General features: G+C 39.4%; 19 protein-coding genes. 5 read left to right on the top strand and 14 right to left on the bottom strand.

Features of this window, described 5'->3' with window-relative positions; genetic code table 11:
* Positions 1-107, top strand: a 107-nt coding sequence (locus tag ACKI4H_RS18645) for an IS3 family transposase (RefSeq protein WP_407305362.1), incomplete at its 5' end; no start/stop codon positions are given.
* A 59-nt stretch (positions 108-166) separates the two neighbouring features.
* Here the strand turns inward: ACKI4H_RS18645 and ACKI4H_RS18640 are convergent.
* The 3 genes from ACKI4H_RS18640 to pnuC form a co-directional block, all read right to left on the bottom strand.
* Positions 167-664 (bottom strand): DUF2505 family protein, encoded by a 498-nt coding sequence (locus ACKI4H_RS18640; RefSeq protein WP_407308461.1) that lies wholly within the window; start codon positions 662-664, stop codon positions 167-169.
* Positions 665-797: 133 nt separating this feature from the next.
* Positions 798-1,073: a hypothetical protein gene (locus ACKI4H_RS18635; protein WP_407308458.1), complete on the bottom strand. Its 276-nt coding sequence runs from the start codon at positions 1,071-1,073 to the stop codon at positions 798-800.
* 32 nt (positions 1,074-1,105) lie between these two features.
* Complete coding sequence (gene pnuC, locus ACKI4H_RS18630; RefSeq protein WP_131318546.1) at positions 1,106-1,690, bottom strand: nicotinamide riboside transporter PnuC; 585 nt, start codon at positions 1,688-1,690, stop codon at positions 1,106-1,108.
* Positions 1,691-1,908: 218 nt separating this feature from the next.
* Here pnuC and ACKI4H_RS18625 point away from each other — a divergent pair, with 218 nt between their 5' ends.
* The gene (locus ACKI4H_RS18625; RefSeq protein WP_407308455.1) at positions 1,909-2,694 is read left to right on the top strand and encodes a crotonase/enoyl-CoA hydratase family protein; all 786 of its coding nucleotides are present in this window, start codon (positions 1,909-1,911) and stop codon (positions 2,692-2,694) included.
* Positions 2,695-3,009: 315 nt separating this feature from the next.
* Here the strand turns inward: ACKI4H_RS18625 and ACKI4H_RS18620 are convergent, their stop codons facing one another.
* The 5 genes from ACKI4H_RS18620 to ACKI4H_RS18600 form a co-directional block, all read right to left on the bottom strand.
* Positions 3,010-3,318, bottom strand: a complete 309-nt coding sequence (locus ACKI4H_RS18620; protein WP_407308452.1) for a hypothetical protein — start codon at positions 3,316-3,318, stop codon at positions 3,010-3,012.
* A 311-nt stretch (positions 3,319-3,629) separates the two neighbouring features.
* Positions 3,630-5,507 carry a diguanylate cyclase domain-containing protein gene (locus ACKI4H_RS18615; RefSeq protein ID WP_407308468.1) on the bottom strand — a complete coding sequence of 626 codons (1,878 nt, stop codon included), beginning with the start codon at positions 5,505-5,507 and terminating at the stop codon, positions 3,630-3,632.
* A 127-nt stretch (positions 5,508-5,634) separates the two neighbouring features.
* Positions 5,635-5,973, bottom strand: coding sequence for an FKBP-type peptidyl-prolyl cis-trans isomerase (locus ACKI4H_RS18610; protein WP_067724328.1), 339 nt, complete (start codon positions 5,971-5,973; stop codon positions 5,635-5,637).
* 88 nt (positions 5,974-6,061) lie between these two features.
* Positions 6,062-6,685, bottom strand: a complete 624-nt coding sequence (locus ACKI4H_RS18605; RefSeq protein ID WP_407308450.1) for an MgtC/SapB family protein — start codon at positions 6,683-6,685, stop codon at positions 6,062-6,064.
* A gap of 86 nt (positions 6,686-6,771) precedes the next feature.
* The gene (locus tag ACKI4H_RS18600) at positions 6,772-7,302 is read right to left on the bottom strand and encodes a YaeQ family protein (RefSeq protein ID WP_407308448.1); all 531 of its coding nucleotides are present in this window, start codon (positions 7,300-7,302) and stop codon (positions 6,772-6,774) included.
* 111 nt (positions 7,303-7,413) lie between these two features.
* Between ACKI4H_RS18600 and dctA the strand changes: the two genes are divergently transcribed.
* Positions 7,414-8,709 (top strand): C4-dicarboxylate transporter DctA, encoded by a 1,296-nt coding sequence (dctA, locus tag ACKI4H_RS18595; protein WP_407308446.1) that lies wholly within the window; start codon positions 7,414-7,416, stop codon positions 8,707-8,709.
* 67 nt (positions 8,710-8,776) lie between these two features.
* Here dctA and ACKI4H_RS18590 read toward each other — a convergent pair whose 3' ends face one another.
* The gene (locus ACKI4H_RS18590; RefSeq protein WP_407308444.1) at positions 8,777-9,805 is read right to left on the bottom strand and encodes a CobW family GTP-binding protein; all 1,029 of its coding nucleotides are present in this window, start codon (positions 9,803-9,805) and stop codon (positions 8,777-8,779) included.
* A 579-nt stretch (positions 9,806-10,384) separates the two neighbouring features.
* On the opposite strand from ACKI4H_RS18590, the gene ACKI4H_RS18585 reads away from it, so the two are divergent.
* Together ACKI4H_RS18585 and ACKI4H_RS18580 are read left to right on the top strand one after the other, a co-directional pair.
* A complete protein-coding gene (locus ACKI4H_RS18585) occupies positions 10,385-10,609 on the top strand; it encodes a hypothetical protein (protein ID WP_407308442.1) in 225 nt (74 codons plus the stop codon).
* 354 nt (positions 10,610-10,963) lie between these two features.
* Positions 10,964-12,571: a bifunctional 3-(3-hydroxy-phenyl)propionate/3-hydroxycinnamic acid hydroxylase gene (locus tag ACKI4H_RS18580; RefSeq protein ID WP_407308439.1), complete on the top strand. Its 1,608-nt coding sequence runs from the start codon at positions 10,964-10,966 to the stop codon at positions 12,569-12,571.
* 90 nt (positions 12,572-12,661) lie between these two features.
* On the opposite strand, the gene ACKI4H_RS18575 is transcribed toward ACKI4H_RS18580, so the two are convergent.
* From ACKI4H_RS18575 to ACKI4H_RS18555, 5 genes are all read right to left on the bottom strand, one after another.
* Positions 12,662-13,276 (bottom strand): glutathione S-transferase family protein, encoded by a 615-nt coding sequence (locus ACKI4H_RS18575; RefSeq protein WP_407308466.1) that lies wholly within the window; start codon positions 13,274-13,276, stop codon positions 12,662-12,664.
* A 141-nt stretch (positions 13,277-13,417) separates the two neighbouring features.
* Positions 13,418-14,311 (bottom strand): LysR substrate-binding domain-containing protein, encoded by an 894-nt coding sequence (locus ACKI4H_RS18570; protein ID WP_407308436.1) that lies wholly within the window; start codon positions 14,309-14,311, stop codon positions 13,418-13,420.
* 12 nt (positions 14,312-14,323) lie between these two features.
* Entirely contained in the window at positions 14,324-15,514 is a 1,191-nt protein-coding gene (locus ACKI4H_RS18565) for an MFS transporter (RefSeq protein WP_407308434.1), read from the bottom strand.
* A 27-nt stretch (positions 15,515-15,541) separates the two neighbouring features.
* A complete protein-coding gene (locus ACKI4H_RS18560) occupies positions 15,542-16,111 on the bottom strand; it encodes a TetR/AcrR family transcriptional regulator (RefSeq protein WP_407308463.1) in 570 nt (189 codons plus the stop codon).
* A 134-nt stretch (positions 16,112-16,245) separates the two neighbouring features.
* Positions 16,246-16,767, bottom strand: coding sequence for an acyl-CoA thioesterase (locus ACKI4H_RS18555; protein ID WP_131268580.1), 522 nt, complete (start codon positions 16,765-16,767; stop codon positions 16,246-16,248).
* Positions 16,768-17,167: the final 400 nt, after the last annotated feature.

Genomic DNA, 17,167 nt, shown 5'->3' with positions numbered 1-17,167 from the left:
AAACCGTGAAAGAATATATTCACTATTACAACCATGAACGAATCAAGGTTAAATTAAAAGGACTGAGTCCTGTAGAGTACAGGAAACAGTCCTTAAAAGCTGCTTAATCAAACCGTCCAACTTTCGGGGGTCAGATCAATTAAAAGGCTTTTTGTCTTCCGTATCCTTAAGCAGAAAGGTTTCTCTTTAGTTCATCTTCAACAATCTGGATTTCCAGATCACTGAATTTGCGAATTTCCCCTTCAGCATGTTTTTCTAGCATACCCGCAACCAAAGGAACTTTAATCTGAACCTGCCAATTTAAAGTAATGTGAATTTGTTTCTCATCCCCTGTTACCGAACGTTCGCAGTTCGCTTGCAAAGGCAGATTTGCACCCAATTCTATGGTCGAAGTTAAAGCTTCTAAATTGGTGATATCGGTGCGCTTCAAACGAAATGCATCTTTGAGCAGTTTTTTGGCGATATCTGGAATTTTCACATCTAAATTATATGCACGGCGTAAAGTATAAGTATTGCCCTGAATTTCAGATTCAATAATTTCTAATTTTTCACCTGGAATACGTTTACACACTGCTTCGTGCAAAGCTTTATTTGATGCAAGTCGTTTAAATTCATCAATTGAAACTCCCTGAATTGTAGAATTCACAGTAAAACGATGTGCCATCTCTCTATCCTTTATTTTTTTATTGGTCGTTTTGAATGCTTATAAACCATTCAATCATCACTAATCTAGTGCATTTTCTCCCTGTTTATTTAATTAAATTTTAGTGATGCTGTCATTGACCGCACATAACCAACTATTGATCATATATGCCACAGCGTATTTCAATCTGCTCGGAACAGGAAATACTGAGGAAATGGTTTTTATATTCAATGATCGCATAGAATTGCTCAGCACCATCATCCAGGCCTGTCGCTGACCATGTGCTGCCTTTGGGAAAATCATTTAACCATTCAGCTTTATAAAAATCAGAGACTGAATCGAAGTTAATATACTTTTCAGGTGCTGCTTGAATCCGTGATGCCATTTCATCAAATTGCTTAAGTTGATGTTGAATGAAATCAATCAACATATGAGTAATCCAAGTACGCTATCAAAAGATATTTATACACCCTTAAAATGAGTGATCGCCTGTTTCTTTTTCACCTGTTCCCACTGCCACCAGCCAAAAGCGGCCAGACCGACAAAAGCCGCATACAGCCCCGCAGTCAGGAATAAATCTTTATAAATAAACATGCCCACATAAATGATATCGACAAAAACCCACAAGATCCAAGTCGCAATATGTTTACGGCTCGTCCAATAGGTGGCCAGTAAACTGAAAGCCGCCAATTGTGAATCCAGCATCGGTACAGCCGCATCGGTAAAATGTTTTAAAGTTAAACCGAAAATCAGACCACCCACTGCTGCAAGTAGCATCTGGAAAATCACTATTTTACTGGCAATCGGTTCAATCCGAATTTCATGATCTTGCTGTTTGCCCTTCAGCCAGTGATAGAAACCATAAAAGTTCACCCCCATAAAAAAGAACTGCAAGATGGTTTCGCCATACAGCTTAAATTCATAAAATAAGTAAGCATATAAAACAAAGGCTGCGAAGTTAAACCACCAACACCACATATTCCGTTTAATGGTCAATGTCACCCCAATAAGACTGATAATGACAGCAACAATTTCTAAAGGTGACATAGCAATAAACAGGTAGGTAAAGAGTGTTGCTATTATGGAAAAAATAGCGTTGAACGCAAGATAAATTATATAAATTCAGTCCCTCAATCTGATGGATACCACCGCTGTTTCGAACTAACTTGGTTACTTGAATATACATTGAAATTAAATACCCTGATTTGACAGTTTTCTACCGACCCTTTAAAAATATAAACAACGCTCGAAGTAGAAGAATAAAAATGTCACAACAACAGGGAAAAGTCAGCCGGGAAATTTGCGGGTCGCTGCTTTTGATTGGACTCGACCGGACGGCCAAAAGAAATGCCTTTGATAGCCATCTGATTCATGACTTATCACTGGCCTTAACCGAATATGAAGACCATCCAGAATTACGCTGCGCTGTGATTTTCGCTCATGGCGATCACTTTACTGCAGGCCTGGATTTGGTTGAGTTACAACCCAAATTGAGCAGTGGCATATTTAGCTACGATGAACATCAGATCAATCCATGGGGAACCAGCGGACGTCAGCGAAAAAAGCCAGTCATTGTTGCAGTACAGGGTTTTTGCTATACCGCAGGGATTGAGCTAATGCTGAATGCCGATATTGTGATTGCACAGGACAATAGCCAGTTTGCACAAATGGAAGTTCAGCGCGGCATTTTACCTTTTGGTGGTGCAACAGTGCGTTTCGTACAGGCAGCGGGCTGGTCTAAAGCTATGCGCTACTTACTCACTGGAGATACGTTCGATGCAAAAACGGCGCTGAACTTAAACCTGATCAATGAAATCACCCGTGAAGTGCCACTTAAGCGAGCGATTGAATTGGCGGAGCGTATTGCAGAAGCCGCACCACTGGCGGTACAAGCCACGCTTGCCTCTGCCAAAGAAGCCGCTGAACATGGGGCAGAAACCGCATTCTCAAACTTACAACAACACCTCATCCCACTGTTAAATACTCACGATGTACAGGAAGGTGTCATGGCAATGATGCAACGGCGTGCACCCGAATTTAAAGGTCTATGATTTATAAAAGTAAATGAGGCAAATTCCCTAAAAACAATTTTGCTATGCCGCATCTAAACCCTACGGCAGAAACCCGATATTTTGAACAGCTTTATGAGCATGCGGTACAGTCTTTTAGTTATGGAGTTAAAATTTAATCAACAAAGCTTGGCCACTTATGAAGGGAGCAATTTTAATGAATTACCTGACAGATGAGGAGTTCTATCTTGATCAGCTCAAACCACCTATTTTAAAATAGTTAAAAGCACATAAAAAAGTACAGTACTTTATTCTTTATTAGCTCAAAGTATTGGGCACTCAAATGCATCACTTTTATTAAGCGTGACTATGCGCATCTTTCATTTCAAATTTATGCTCTTCCCCGAAACGGTCGACATGCGTATAAAACACTCCGTAACGTCCCACATAATATTCCAGAGACTGGTCATAAAAGGTCCAGTAAATGGACCATTCGCCTAAATCCAGTTTGCGAATCTGGGTTTGAGTTTTGGCGGGCATTTTTCTTAATACATCTTCTTGAACCACAATCGCCTGACTCAAATTCCGTTCAGTTAATTCTCGCTCAAAAAATATTTGGCAGACTCCATCAAATAATTGTTGTTCATATTCTTCGACTTCATCCATACGGGACTCATGGGCTGACAATGGCTTGCTTGATAGAGAGGCAATTTTATCTAAATCAGCTAACTGCTTGATTTTGAATTGCTGATAATGTTGATTAATATGAAATTTTAAAAATATTTTCCAAAGCCCAATGCATCCAATGAAAAGACACAACCACACGAGTATTTTTATCATAGCGTCACTCTCACGAGTAAATAGTTGTTATCTTTATATTTATAAAACAATTTGAATGAAATTCATACAATTTTTGAAATATTATATGCTTAAGCTTACGGCGTGTTTTGAATTTTATTCAGTATTTTTCGTTCTCATTACCCAGCTCGAAGGGCGTGATACTGGTCTCGACCGGCACCTTTAGCCGCATAAAGCTGGACATCTGCAGCCTTCATGAGTTCATGAATATCGGTATAGGTATGATGTCGGTCCATCCAGGCAACCCCCATGCTTAAGGTCACATATTTTTTTTGATCGGGTCTATTTACATGTTCGAGTTGTGCTTGTCGTACTGCATTTAACACCTGCTGTAATATCTTTAGAACGACTTCACTGGGAATATTATGCAGAATAATGCCAAACTCTTCCCCGCCATAGCGAGCGACATAAGCTGAAGGTGGCAAGGCCTGTTGGATAATTTTGACTAAATCTTGCAAAATCACGTCACCTTTCAAGTGCCCGTAGTAATCATTATAATTTTTAAAATAATCCACATCTAACATGGCAAATGCTAAGGTACTGTTATTATGGTCTTTTGTCATACTAAATAAACGTTGTATTTCAATATTTAATGCACGACGGTTAAATGCACCAGTCAATGCATCAATTTGAATTTGTAATTCCAGCTGTTCATTTAACTGACGCAATTGCAAAGTTCGCTGTTGTACTTTCTGGTCTAAAGAGCTATTCAGTTCAAGTAAATTATTATTCAATTCTCCGATATGACGAGTATGCTGAGCATAATTTTCTGACTGCTGAAACATAATCAGCAAGGCATAGAAACTGGTTGAAATAAAAGTCAGGTTAAAGGATTCGATTAAATTTAAGCTCAATAGAAAATCATGAACAAATGTTACACATAATAAAATCACGGCCCATAAATTAACCCGAGAATATTTCTCTTTAGCTTTTAAAGTCAGATAAAAGCCATAGGCAAAATTCAAAATTATCGCTACGCTAAATAGTGAACTATAAAATGCCGCACGCTCAAAGATTTCAGGGTGGGTAAATACGGTTACAAGAATATCTATTCCAAGCACCAGCATTGCTACAGAATAAATAATCGGATGTAAATAGCGTTGGTTGAGTAAAATCATATAACTCAGAAAAAACACCACTGCAAAATAAGTAAAGAGAAACTCTAATCGTCTTCCCCATATCCAGCTTATATCTGTAAATACCGTGTAGGCATAAGGTGCGGAAAATAAATTATGTAATGCCAAGAATAAAATAAAAATGCCAAACACGAATACCCGAATGCTGCTACGCCCAAATTTTCTTTGAAAAATAGAAAACATTAAAGTAAATATGCCGATGCCCAACACTGCACCACAAACCAAACCTATACTCATCATCAGCTGTTCAAACTGTCGAGTAACGGTTTTCGAGGTCCCGATCCGCATAGGATTTTCTAAGCCACCATGTAAAGGATCAAAATTTGAGGCTTGAATGCTCAGGGTGAAATATTCTTTTTGTAAGACGAAAAAGGCTATTTTAGGTGCATTTTCTGTCTGGTGACTGCTTTTATCTTTCCCCACTTCTCCTAAACGCAGTATGAAATCACCATTCAAATACATCCGGTAAGCGCCATATTGATTTGGAATAAAAATAGCAATACGGCGCCCAATATATTCCTTCGGAATTTTAAAATGGCCGATAAAGGTGCCGTAAGTCTGAGTGGTGCCAGAGAGCTGTTTAAAGGAAACCGGTAAATGTACCGTTTCAGATTTTAAAACGGAACTGGAGTGAGTGATAAATTGCTCAGGATAATATTGCCATACTCCCTTCAGGAGGCTGCTACTCTTTTCTGTAAATTGAACTTCATTTAATAATTTTTGCTGTAGAGAAGGAGATTCAGATACGGTCGCATTTTGTGCCCATGCGGGTATTTTCCACGCAAAGACGCATAAACATGCAATAAGAAAAAATTTATTAAAATTTATTAAATTATGGATTTTATCCAAAAAGCGAATCATCCTTAAATTACGCTTGTTCATTAACTAATGTAACGATAAAAAAAGAAAACTCAAACAATTTTTCATGTATTTGCAAGATCCATCCTTGTATCTTGCAGATTATTTTTTCACCAGAAATTAATAAGTTTTAATCACGTGTTTTCACGTCAAACAATTCAATTTCAAAAATAAGGTTTGAGTTTGCAGGAATGATTTTGCCCATTTTACGTTCACCATAAGCCAAATGTGCAGGAACCAGCAATTTGCGCTTACCCCCAACTTTCATCCCCATAATGCCCTGATCCCAGCCTTTAATTACACGACCAGTACCAATAACTGTTTCAAAGTAATTGCCGCGGTCAATAGAGGAATCAAACTTGGTTCCATCTTCCAGCCAACCTGTGTAGTGTGTCGTAATCAGCGCGCCTTTTACGGCTTCCTTACCTTCACCTACTTTTAAATCAATAATTTCTAATTCATTTGTCATCGTCATTTACCTGAACTGAGTACTCAATTTTCAGCGGCTATTATAAACTGGATTGCATTGATTTCTTGATGATTTAAGGTTTCAATATTTAAAAACTAAGCTCTTGAATATTCGAATCGTTGAGTAAATAAGCGGTCAGTTTTTTATGATTTTCAGCTGAACCAATTAAAATCCAGCGTCCACTAATTCGATTTTCAGTTTTATGTTGCACACTGCGAACAACCTTCATGTCATAAGTCCTAAATAAATCCTCATATTGATCTAAAGTCTTGCGTTGATAAGGACAAATAATTCGATAGGTGCGTGCATGACTCAGAGCTTCGATACGCTCCTGAACATAGATCAGAGAAACAAGAACGATTAAAACAATCAAGGTGGCCAACAGACTTAATAACTCATAGCCTGCGCCAACCGTCATGCCCAATGCTGCCGTCATCCATATGGTGGTTGCAGTGGTAATTCCGGAAATACGATTTTCATCTTTAAAAATCACTCCTGCTCCCACAAAACCCAAGCCCGTCAGAATATTGGCTGCAATTCGATCCGGGCTGTCAATACCGATTTTTAAAGACAGAATGGTAAATAGACACGAACTCAAACTGACCATGATCATGGTTCTCAGCCCGGCCGATTTACTGCGATATTCACGCTCTGCACCAATAATTGCCCCAATACCCAGGGCAATCAGCAAACGATATAAATCAGGCTGCATTATCTCCCTCTCTCATTGTTATTCTTTTTAAGGTATACGCAGTTTTGTCATTAGGACGCAAGCCAAAACCCGCATCCCATTTATATTTACTGTAATTGTTCCCATTCAACCACGACTTGCGCATGCTCGCCAATCAGTGTCCATTCACCATCCATGACGTTTAATTGCAATTGCATGGTGCGTTCGCATAATTGTGGCAATGCATTAGTCGTTGCTGTAGAGAGCTTCCACACTTGAACATTATTCAAGGTTTTTAATTTGCTGTTACGCTTATACCATTCATCTACCGACGAACCATAAGTGACTACTGCTACCTGTTTGCAACGGGCGCTGGCTTTTTTAACTTTATCTTCATCTGGACTACCCACTTCAATCCATTTGACCAGTTGGCCGGTCAAGTCTTTTTCCCATAAAGCCGGTTCGTCGGTTTCAAACAGATCTTTGGTAAATTCTAAGGCTTCATCAGCAAAACGCGCGTAGGCCAAAATGCGCACCATCAATCGCTCAATGGTTTCAGATGGATGTTGAGCCATGGTCAGTTGATAATCAGCATATTGGTGATCATCCATATTGGCAATATTCAAATCAGCCTTATAAATCGTTGCTTTAAGCGCCATAAAAGAGTCCTCAAATTTGGCGCTTAGCATACTTGATTTAAACCCTTTAGAACAGTTTGGCCAAGTTCTTGCATAGCTAGTACCTAATTCTATTCATTGTTAGCTTTTATAATGCAAAAACTAAAACAAAACCTCTTTCTGCAAGTGGTCTTGGCCCTAATTCTGGGTGTGGGACTTGGCTTAGTATTTCATGATTTTGCTTTAAGTTTAAAGCCTTTAGGGGATGGATTTATCTCGCTTATTAAAATGCTAATTGCGCCGATCGTGTTCTGTGTGGTTGTGCTGGGCATTTATGGTGCACAAGATATTAAGAAAATGGGGAAAGTCGGTGCAAAGACTATTCTGTACTTTGAACTCGTAACAACCGTGGCGTTGGCGATTGGTATTTTCATGGCTTATGTGTTTAAGCCAGGTGCCGGCATGAATATTGATGTCTCCGCACTGGATGGCAAAGACCTGAACACCTATATGGAGCGCGCCGAACACATCAGTTCAAGCACTGCTTTTGTACTGAATATCATACCGAAAACCCTATTTGGGGCATTCAGCAACGGTGACATCTTGCAGATACTGTTAATCGCAGTCCTGTTTGGTGTCAGCATGTTACTGATTCCAAAAAAGCTGGCGGACATCGTGCGTACAGCGCTGGAAGCATTTTCTGAAGTATTCTTTAAAATGATGGGGCTAATTATCCGCCTTGCGCCTTTAGGTGTGTTGGGTTCAGTGGCTTATACCACAGCGAAATTCGGTCTGAGTTCATTTGCGCAACTAGGCTATCTGGTGCTGTTATTCTATGTAACCTGCATTCTGTTTGTGCTGTTTGTGCTTGGTGCAATGCTTAAAATTGCCGGACTCAACATTTTCAAATTCCTGAATTACTTTAAGGCAGAACTGTCTATTGTGCTGGGTACGGCATCTTCAGATTCTGTGCTGCCACAGATCATGCAGAAGCTGAAAAAGCTTGGCATCAAGGATTCAACGGTTGGTCTGGTTATTCCAACCGGATATTCCTTCAATCTGGACGGTTTTTCTATTTACCTAACACTGGCTGTGATCTTTATTGCACAGGCCTGCAATATCGAACTTTCCATGGCTGACCTACTGAGTATTTTGCTGGTGTCCTTAATCACCTCCAAAGGCGCGCATGGGATTCCGGGTTCTGCACTGGTCATCTTAGCGGCTACTCTTTCCGTCATTCCTGCCTTGCCTGCAATTGGTCTGGTGCTGCTACTCTCTGTAGACTGGTTTATTGGCATTATCCGCGCCTGTACCAACCTGATCGGCAACTGTGTGGCGGCAGTAGTGATTGCACATTGGGAAAAAGACATTGACCATGCTCAGGCAAAGCACATACTAAACCAGCCAGCCCCTGTAGAAGAAGCTTCCATCGCTGATTCACAAATATAAAGAAAGCCCTCACATGAGGGCTTTCTTTATATTGTTTATGAGCAGCTGAATCACCTACCCGAATATTTCAGCTGTGATTATTTTTTTTAGAATGTTCCTGATCTATGCGGCAGTTCATCAGTGCTGTTTCAAAAACCAGCCAATCTCGCTGATCTTGCACAATGATTTCAACGCGGTTATCAATGCCCTCTTCTGAAGACTGATAGTTAAATTGCTCTGGATTAAAATTAAAAGTTTTCCAGCCGTGATGGGTATTAAAAATCCCCTTGATGCGTAGCCAGTTTTTTTGTTCACAGAGTAAATCCAGTAAAGGATAAAAATCGAATTGCCAGCGTTTGGGGAGTTTCCAGCCTGCCACAGTGTAGCCTTGAGCGGTCTCAACATAGTGATAAGGCAGCTGTTTAATCTCTGGCAGGCTATGTCCTGTCAAAAAGGTTTTTTGAATTTTAAGTAGGGGCTGAATCTTGCGTTCAGTACCTGTATAAGGCTGATCAATTTGTTTAAGGGAAATCCCCCCTTTCCCACTCATTAGCCAGGTTTGCTGGTAGGCTTGATATTCGGTTTTTAACGCCGCTAAAGCTTGCTCATCTGCAAAATCCATAATATCTGCATGAGAAACTACAATTATCTGTGCAGCTTTTAACTGGTCTGCGTACAGATTTTGCTTGCTCCATTCAGTATCATGTAAGCGTGAACCATCCACTACGGTCACCAAAGCACGCATGGCAAGACTCTGTAGCCAATGCGGTTCGGTCAGCTGTTCCAGTAATTGTGCAGGATGTCCCAAACCGGTCGGTTCGATAAATAATCTGTCTGGTTTTGTTTCAGACAACAACCGCGACAAGGCAATTTGCATCGGTAATTGACTGCTACAACAGAGACAGCCACCCAACAGTTCTTTGACTTGATAGCCTTTGGCTTGCGGTAACATCTGCTGATCAACCCCAATTTGCCCAAACTCGTTCATCAGCACTGCCCATACTTCATTTTCTGGCTTTTGACTGAGCAATTGCTTAAGCAAGGTGGTTTTTCCGGCCCCTAAAAATCCAGAAATGATATGCGTTGGGACAGCTTGTATGGGAGAAATCAGTTTCAAAACTTACTCGCTATTCATTTGATGAAAATCCATTTATGCAGTGATGAGAAAAATCCATCTTAGATATCTGCATATTGCTTCACTTTAATTTCTTCCTGCATCTATAGCAATGTATTCACATTACTTAAAAAGACCCACACCCTCCTACTATTCAATTTTATTTATATAATTCAAACAAATATACAATTTAAATTTAGTGTCAACATTTTATTTTTACATTATTAAAGAGCCAAATTGAGGAAATACGATGGCTAATCTGAAAGATTTATTTACATTTAATTCCAACGCATAGGAGTTTGAGAATGATGAATTAGACAGGTATTGTTTGTTCTTGGTGAAAAATTGTCTTTAAAAAGTCGATATAGAAACATCTACATACATTTTTTCTGCAGGTTTTCGGATATTTCTTACAGTAAATGAACAATTAGCCCTTGGTTGTATTTTTCAGGTTAACGTCTCTGTTTCACTTTGTTGCTTTGATTGCTCCCCTGCCCTAGGCTCTTTAGCATGAGGCCTGTCCATATTTATGTGATGATGAATATGGTCTTAATAACTTTTTAAAGAATAAAGGATGCTAAAATGAAATTAACTCAAATCTTACTTGCTTCTACTTTTACCATCGCTGCTGCGACCACATTTGCTGCGACTGATAAACAAACTAAAGAAGAAAAAGTAGTTATTTCTACTCAGGAACAGCCAGCAAGTACCGCTGACAGCACTGTAGATCAGCCAACTACGAATCAACCGGCTTCGGACAAAACTACTGAAGAAAAAACGACTAAAACCACCCAGTCAACCAAGTGAAATAAATTTTCGTAATAATATTCTAAAACCTAATGCTAAATCATTCACTCCACCTGAGCTAAGCACAGGAATAATTTAGCATTTAAATTAGAAATTAAAGCTGAACTATTTAAATAGTTCAGCTTTTTTTACTTTAACAAAGATTAGTTTCAATGATAGAAAAAAATGATCATTGATCTAAAAAACCATATAGTTAAATATCTATAGATTGATTATTTTTCAATATCTTAAAATATTCACATCATTTGAGCTGTTTTCTTTTCATTCAACATATCTACTATGGCATAGCTTGTTTAGACCCTCAATTTCACCGTTAATACACTTAGATGTGAATTGATTGAATGGACATTCGCTATGAGCAACAAAACAAATTACACCACTGAAGTGGCAATCTTGGGTGCAGGCCCTGTTGGTTTAACGATTGCGAACTATTTAAGCAAACAAGGTGTTCAGGTCACTATTATCGAGCAACTGGATAGTTTGATTGACTACCCGCGCGCCATTGGTATTGATGATGAATCTTTGCGTACCATTCAATCACTTGGTTTGGTCGATCAAGTCTTGCCGCATACGACACCCAACCATGCAATGCGTTTCTTGACCCCTAAAGGTCGCTGTTTCGCAGACATTCAACCACTTACCCGTGAATTTGGTTTCTCACGCCGTAATGCATTTATTCAGCCTCAAGTCGACAATGTCTTGCTGCAAGGTTTAAAACAATACCAAAAAACTGAAGTGCTTTTTTCACGTCAGCTCAATGAATTTAGCCAGGATGCAAATGGCGTAACGCTTAAACTTCAAGATAAAAACCAGAAACAAGAAACCATTCAAGCAAAATATTTAATTGCCTGTGATGGAGGTAATTCAATTGTACGTCGGACTTTGAACATTGCTTTCGACGGTAAAACTGCACCAAATCAATGGATCGTTATCGACATTGAAAATGATCCTTTAGCGACTCCACACATTTACTTGTGCTGTGACCCAGTTCGTCCATACGTGTCTGCCGCACTTCCGCATGGCATTCGTCGTTTCGAATTCATGGTAATGCCAGGGGAAACTCAGGAAGAATTAAGTAAACCAGAAAATATTGCTAAATTACTGTCTAAAGTTTTACCGAATGCTGAAAATATTGAAGTGATTCGTCAACGGGTCTATACACACAATGCCCGCATTGCCGATAAATTCCGTGTCGACCGTATTTTACTTGCCGGTGATGCTGCCCACATTATGCCGGTCTGGCAAGGTCAAGGTTATAATAGCGGTATGCGTGATGCTTTCAACTTGGGATGGAAAGTTGCGCTGGTGGTGCTAGGTAAAGCGACTCCAGATTTATTGGACTCTTACCAAATTGAACGTAAAGACCATGCCAAGGCGATGATTGATCTTTCAGTGATGGCAGGCCATGTGCTTGCGCCACCGAAAAAATGGCAAGGTTTTGTCCGTGATGGGATTGCCTACGCATTGAATTACATCAAGCCGATTAAACAGTATTTGCTTGAAATGCGTTTCAAACCGATGCCAAAATATAACGATGGTGCATTGCTAGCAGATGGTAAAAAAGAATCGCCAGTCGGCAAGATGTTTATTCAGCCGCATGTGAAACTTGAATCGGGTGAGAAAGTTTTACTGGATGACGTGATCGGCAACGACTTTGCAATTATTGCCTGGGGTGTTGATCCACAATGGGGCATCACAGATGCTACCCTGCAAGTCTGGAAAAATTTAGGCGTCAAATTTATTCAGATCATTCCTGAAGTTCAATTTGGCAATGAAAACCGTAAGAAATTTGATGGCGTGATTACCCTTGGCGATATTGGTACCGATATCCGTACATGGTTTGGTAAAACGTCTGAATCGGTTGTGATTTTACGTCCTGACCGTTTTGTGGCAGCACTGGCGATTCCCCAAACTTTAGATCACGTCAGCCAGCAACTGTTTAAAAAGCTACATGTAAAATAATAAACAACTAAATCATATTCAGAGGCCTGACCACGCGAAAGCGTGGTCTTTTTTATCTAAATTTTTACCGATGTAAATTAAAAAAATACCTCAAGCATTGATTTGCTGTAACCATGGCACACCTTTCATCGAATCTCGGCTTCCGATGAGTTGAATAAACGGCTTGAACTCATCCAGATAAGGCAATATTTTGAGATAGATAGCAAAAATCAGCCAGTAACCCAGAAATAAATCTGCTGCTGAAATTTTTTCGCCCAGCAAATATGGATTTGCTTCTTGCATAGCATTTTTTAGAAAGGCCAATACGCTCTCTTCATGACCAAAAGTCAGGCTTCGCTTTCTTTGTTCAATTTGCTCGTCCGATACTCCCAGCCCTTTTAAATCCATAAATTCAGTCAAAGGACCATGACAAAAGAACATCCATTTTAAATATGCACCGCGCTTGGGATCATCCAAGGCGGGTGCCAAACCTTTTTCCATATATTTATCGGACAGATAGGTAAATATGGCCGCGACTTCGGAAATCACTACCCCGTGATCGACCAGACAAGGTACTTTCCCCATGGGATTAATAGTTAAATATTCCGCCTGATGCATATTTTCATAGGGCACGTTTATCTGTTCAATCTGGTCTTCAATACCCAACTCTTTTAATAAAAGCATCACGATCATGCCACGAGACTGGGGATTGTTATACAGCTTCATCATTTTTGTTCGACCTCTGTTGTTATTTTGCTTTTGAGTATAAAGCGATTTAGAGGATGTGTTGATTATTGTGATGTGAGGCATGACGTTGACTCCGATGCTTTTACTTTATAAAAAGCATCGGTTAATCATGACAATTCTTTAAAAAAAGCCCATATAAAACTGTTCTTTCAATATTTTTAAAATCAGTTCAATCACTTCATTTTTTTGACTTTTACGGTAACTTACATACAGGTCAATCATCGGTAAAGGCTCAATGGTATTTTTCACCACAATTTTATCGCCCAACAATGGAATGACATAAGCAGGCACTAGACTCCAACCCACCCCCATCCCAACCAAATTGACATTCAATAAAATATTGGTCGATTGCTGAACCACATTGACATTCAATTTAGATTGCTTAAAAAAGTCGGTAATGATTTTATACAGCTGAGGTGATGCAATTTCATCACTGATAATAAAATCCTGGTTGTTAAAACTCTTGATACTGACGTGACGCTGCTCGGCAACCGGAGAATCTTTTGGAACAATCAAAGCCAGAGGTTCGCTAAAAATTTGTACATGCTCAATTTCGTTGGACTCATCAATATAACGGGTAAATGCGATATCAATATCACCTTTCTTTAAAGCGGTGAATTGATTGGCGTCGGTCATACTATGAAAGTTAATTTTAATTTCTGGAAAATGTGCCCGGATATTCGGCATGATATAGGGGAAAATTTTCATTTCCGCCACAGGCACAAAACCGATATTCAGTTGGTCTTTGTTCAAATTGGCAATCTGGCGTGCATCCTGAATCGCTTTTTCAGCATGTTCCAAACTAAGCAGTGCCTCTTTTAAAAATGCTTTTCCTTCTTCGGTCAGTTCAACTTTTCGATTCGACCGAACCAGTAATTGCACCCCCACTTCCTGTTCAAGGTCTTTAATCTGCTGGCTTAAAGAAGGCTGTACCGTACACATCCGTTGGGCAGCCTTGGTAAAATTCAGCTCTTCTGCCACTGCAACAAAATAGCGTAAATGACGTAATTCCACGGCCGTACCTCTTTATTTGGGTTGTTTAAGTGATGCTGAAACTGTGTATTTATAGACACACAAAGTCGCCACAGTAATCACAGCACAAAATAGATAAGTCATTTGATAACCATAATAGGCAATGATCAGACCCAGAATCACTGAACCAATAGCCATGCCTAAATCAAATAAGGTGAAGAAGGTCGAGATTGCATGTCCCATTCGCTGCTTAGGTACAGACTGAATCGCCAAAGTTTGAAAACATGGAAATAATGAACCATAACCAATCCCAATAAATATAGCAGATAGCCAAAGAATCCATTGGTTTGAGACAAAGCTCACCACCACCAAGCCTAGCGCAAAGAAAATAAACGAAGGGTAAATGACCGCACTGGCACCTTTACGATCATAAATTTTTCCTACCCAGGGCCGCACCACAATCATGGAAATTGCAAAGACAATAAAAAATAAACTGGTATAAGCGAGTAAATCCTTGGATTCACTATACGCAGTAATAAAACTCATAATGCTGGAATAAGCAAATGCGGTTAGTAATGCCACAAAGCCAATCGGCACGGCACGCATTTCAATAATGTCATGCAACCCCAACCGTTTTTCTTCTACTTTTTCTGTGAATTTACCGAGTTTATTTTCTTGTATCGGAACCATCAAACAGAAAATAAAGCCCAGACAAATTACGGCGGTCAATATTGCAAACAGGCTGATAAAGTCAGTAAATTGCAGCACGGTTAAGGCAATTAAAGGACCAAATACCACTGCAAGGTTGGTCGACATGACGAAATACCCCATACCCTCGCCTTTACGATGATCTGGAATAAAATCATTGGTAATCGGTACAGTGACAGTGGTCAAGATGCTAAACCAAATACCATGGATAAAGCGAATCACCAATAAAGCCCACATGCTGTCGGCAAACAAATAGCTAAAAGCAAACAGGACAAACAGGAATTCGGAACCACGAAAAGATATTTTTTTACCTAATTTTTCGACAATCAATCCGGAAAATGGGCGAACTGCAATTGAAGAGATCAGGAATAATGTCAGTGCCAAACCTGCTTCTTTAACCGTTCCACCTAAATTTTTCATGATATAGATGGGTAAAATGGTCAGTAGCGCATAGTAATAGGTAAATAAAAACAGGTTATTGAATAGACATAATATAAAAGAGCGATTCCATAAGCGCCCGGTGTTCGTGGTAGTCATAACGATCAACTTTTTGTGTAGCCATGGCTACTTTTGAACAAAAGCGGGTTGCATAAGGAGATGTACCAAATTTTGAATGTAGGTTTCATCGGGCATGCGATTGAAGAAAATAATTTGATAATGTACCGGCCCGTAAAGCGCATCCAGCATCAGCTCAAAAGGATAGTCAGCAATAATTTCATGACGCTTAATTGCAATTTGAATCAGCTGACGGGTTTGCTCGCGGCGCGGTAATAAATACTGTTTAAAAAATTCACCCGCAGCTTCGCGATGCTCTGCCATCACCACCAGTAAGGCTCGGCCAACCGGATGATTCAACGCATGCGATAACTTTAAAAGTTGCTGATTGAGATTAAATTCCAGACTTTGCTCAAAATCCAGATCAAATATAGAAGCCGTTTGTGCTTTGAATGCATCAAAGACTAGATCAGACTTATGTTTCCACCAGCGGTAAATCGTCGATTTTCCCACCCCTGCCCGTGCTGCAATATCTTCCACAGTCAAATGACTATAATCATATTCTTCTAAAGCAGCAGTTACTGCTTTCAAAATACACTGCTTACGGCGTGAGGTTTTCTCTAACTCAACTTCAGTCATAGCACCACCAAAAATCGAAACGATACGTATCGTTTCTATTTTATGCCAATTTAGTACTGCGGTATAGATCAGAAACATATTTTTCACATCAAAAAAAGACCGCTTAAAAGCGATCTTTTTTAATCAATCCATCATTAGCATTGTGAGGTTTTTTTATAAATACTGCATGATGGATGATGACTTTCTTGTAGACGTGCCACCTTGCGATGTTCAGCCGCTTCAAAACGACAGCGTTTCCAGTCGTTATCTAAATTGAGCGCTGGGATCTGTTGTGGTTTACCATTTTCATCTACAGCAACCATGGTGAAATAGCAGCTATTGGTATGGCGGATCGTACGCTTTTGAATATTCTGCGCTTCTACACGAATTCCGATCTCCATAGAGGTACGCCCTACATGGTTAACGCTGGCAAGGAAAGTTACCAGTTCACCAACATGAATCGGCTCTTTAAAATTGACTTTATCGACCGACAAAGTGACCACGTAACTACCCGAATAACGGCTGGCACATGCGTATGCGACCTGATCCAACAATTTTAAAATTGTTCCACCGTGAACATTACCTGAAAAATTTGCCATATCTGGGGTCATTAAAACCGACATGGTTAATTCAGACTGGTCATCTAATGCTGGAGCAATTTGATCTAATGGGGACATCGCGTTCTCTAGACTCTTTGATAGACAATAGTATTAAGTGATTATTATATCGTTTTTCTACGAAATAGAATGTCCAAATCGGCAATAAAATCATCATTATTATTTATAGTGATTTCAGTATCATTCAAGAAAATATATATCAGTCCATTTAACACGCTGTATCTACTATCTTTTTAATTTATTGCGGTTTTATAGAATAATTACTCAAAAAAATATGATTACAAAAAATACTTTAGCATTAATTTAAAATTATTCTATTTTAACCTGAATCGCGGATAAGAAATTGACTTGAAAAATAAGAGGACTAGAGCCATCAGTTGAGTTACCACACCAAACTTAAAGCTCTAGTCCTGATGTTCAATAGTACTGAATTATTCTGCATAATTGATGATTTCTTTCT

The sequence above is a fragment of the Acinetobacter sp. genome (assembly GCF_045628685.1).
Lineage (GTDB): Bacteria > Pseudomonadota > Gammaproteobacteria > Pseudomonadales > Moraxellaceae > Acinetobacter.
This window is presented reverse-complemented; position numbering and strand designations above follow the sequence as displayed.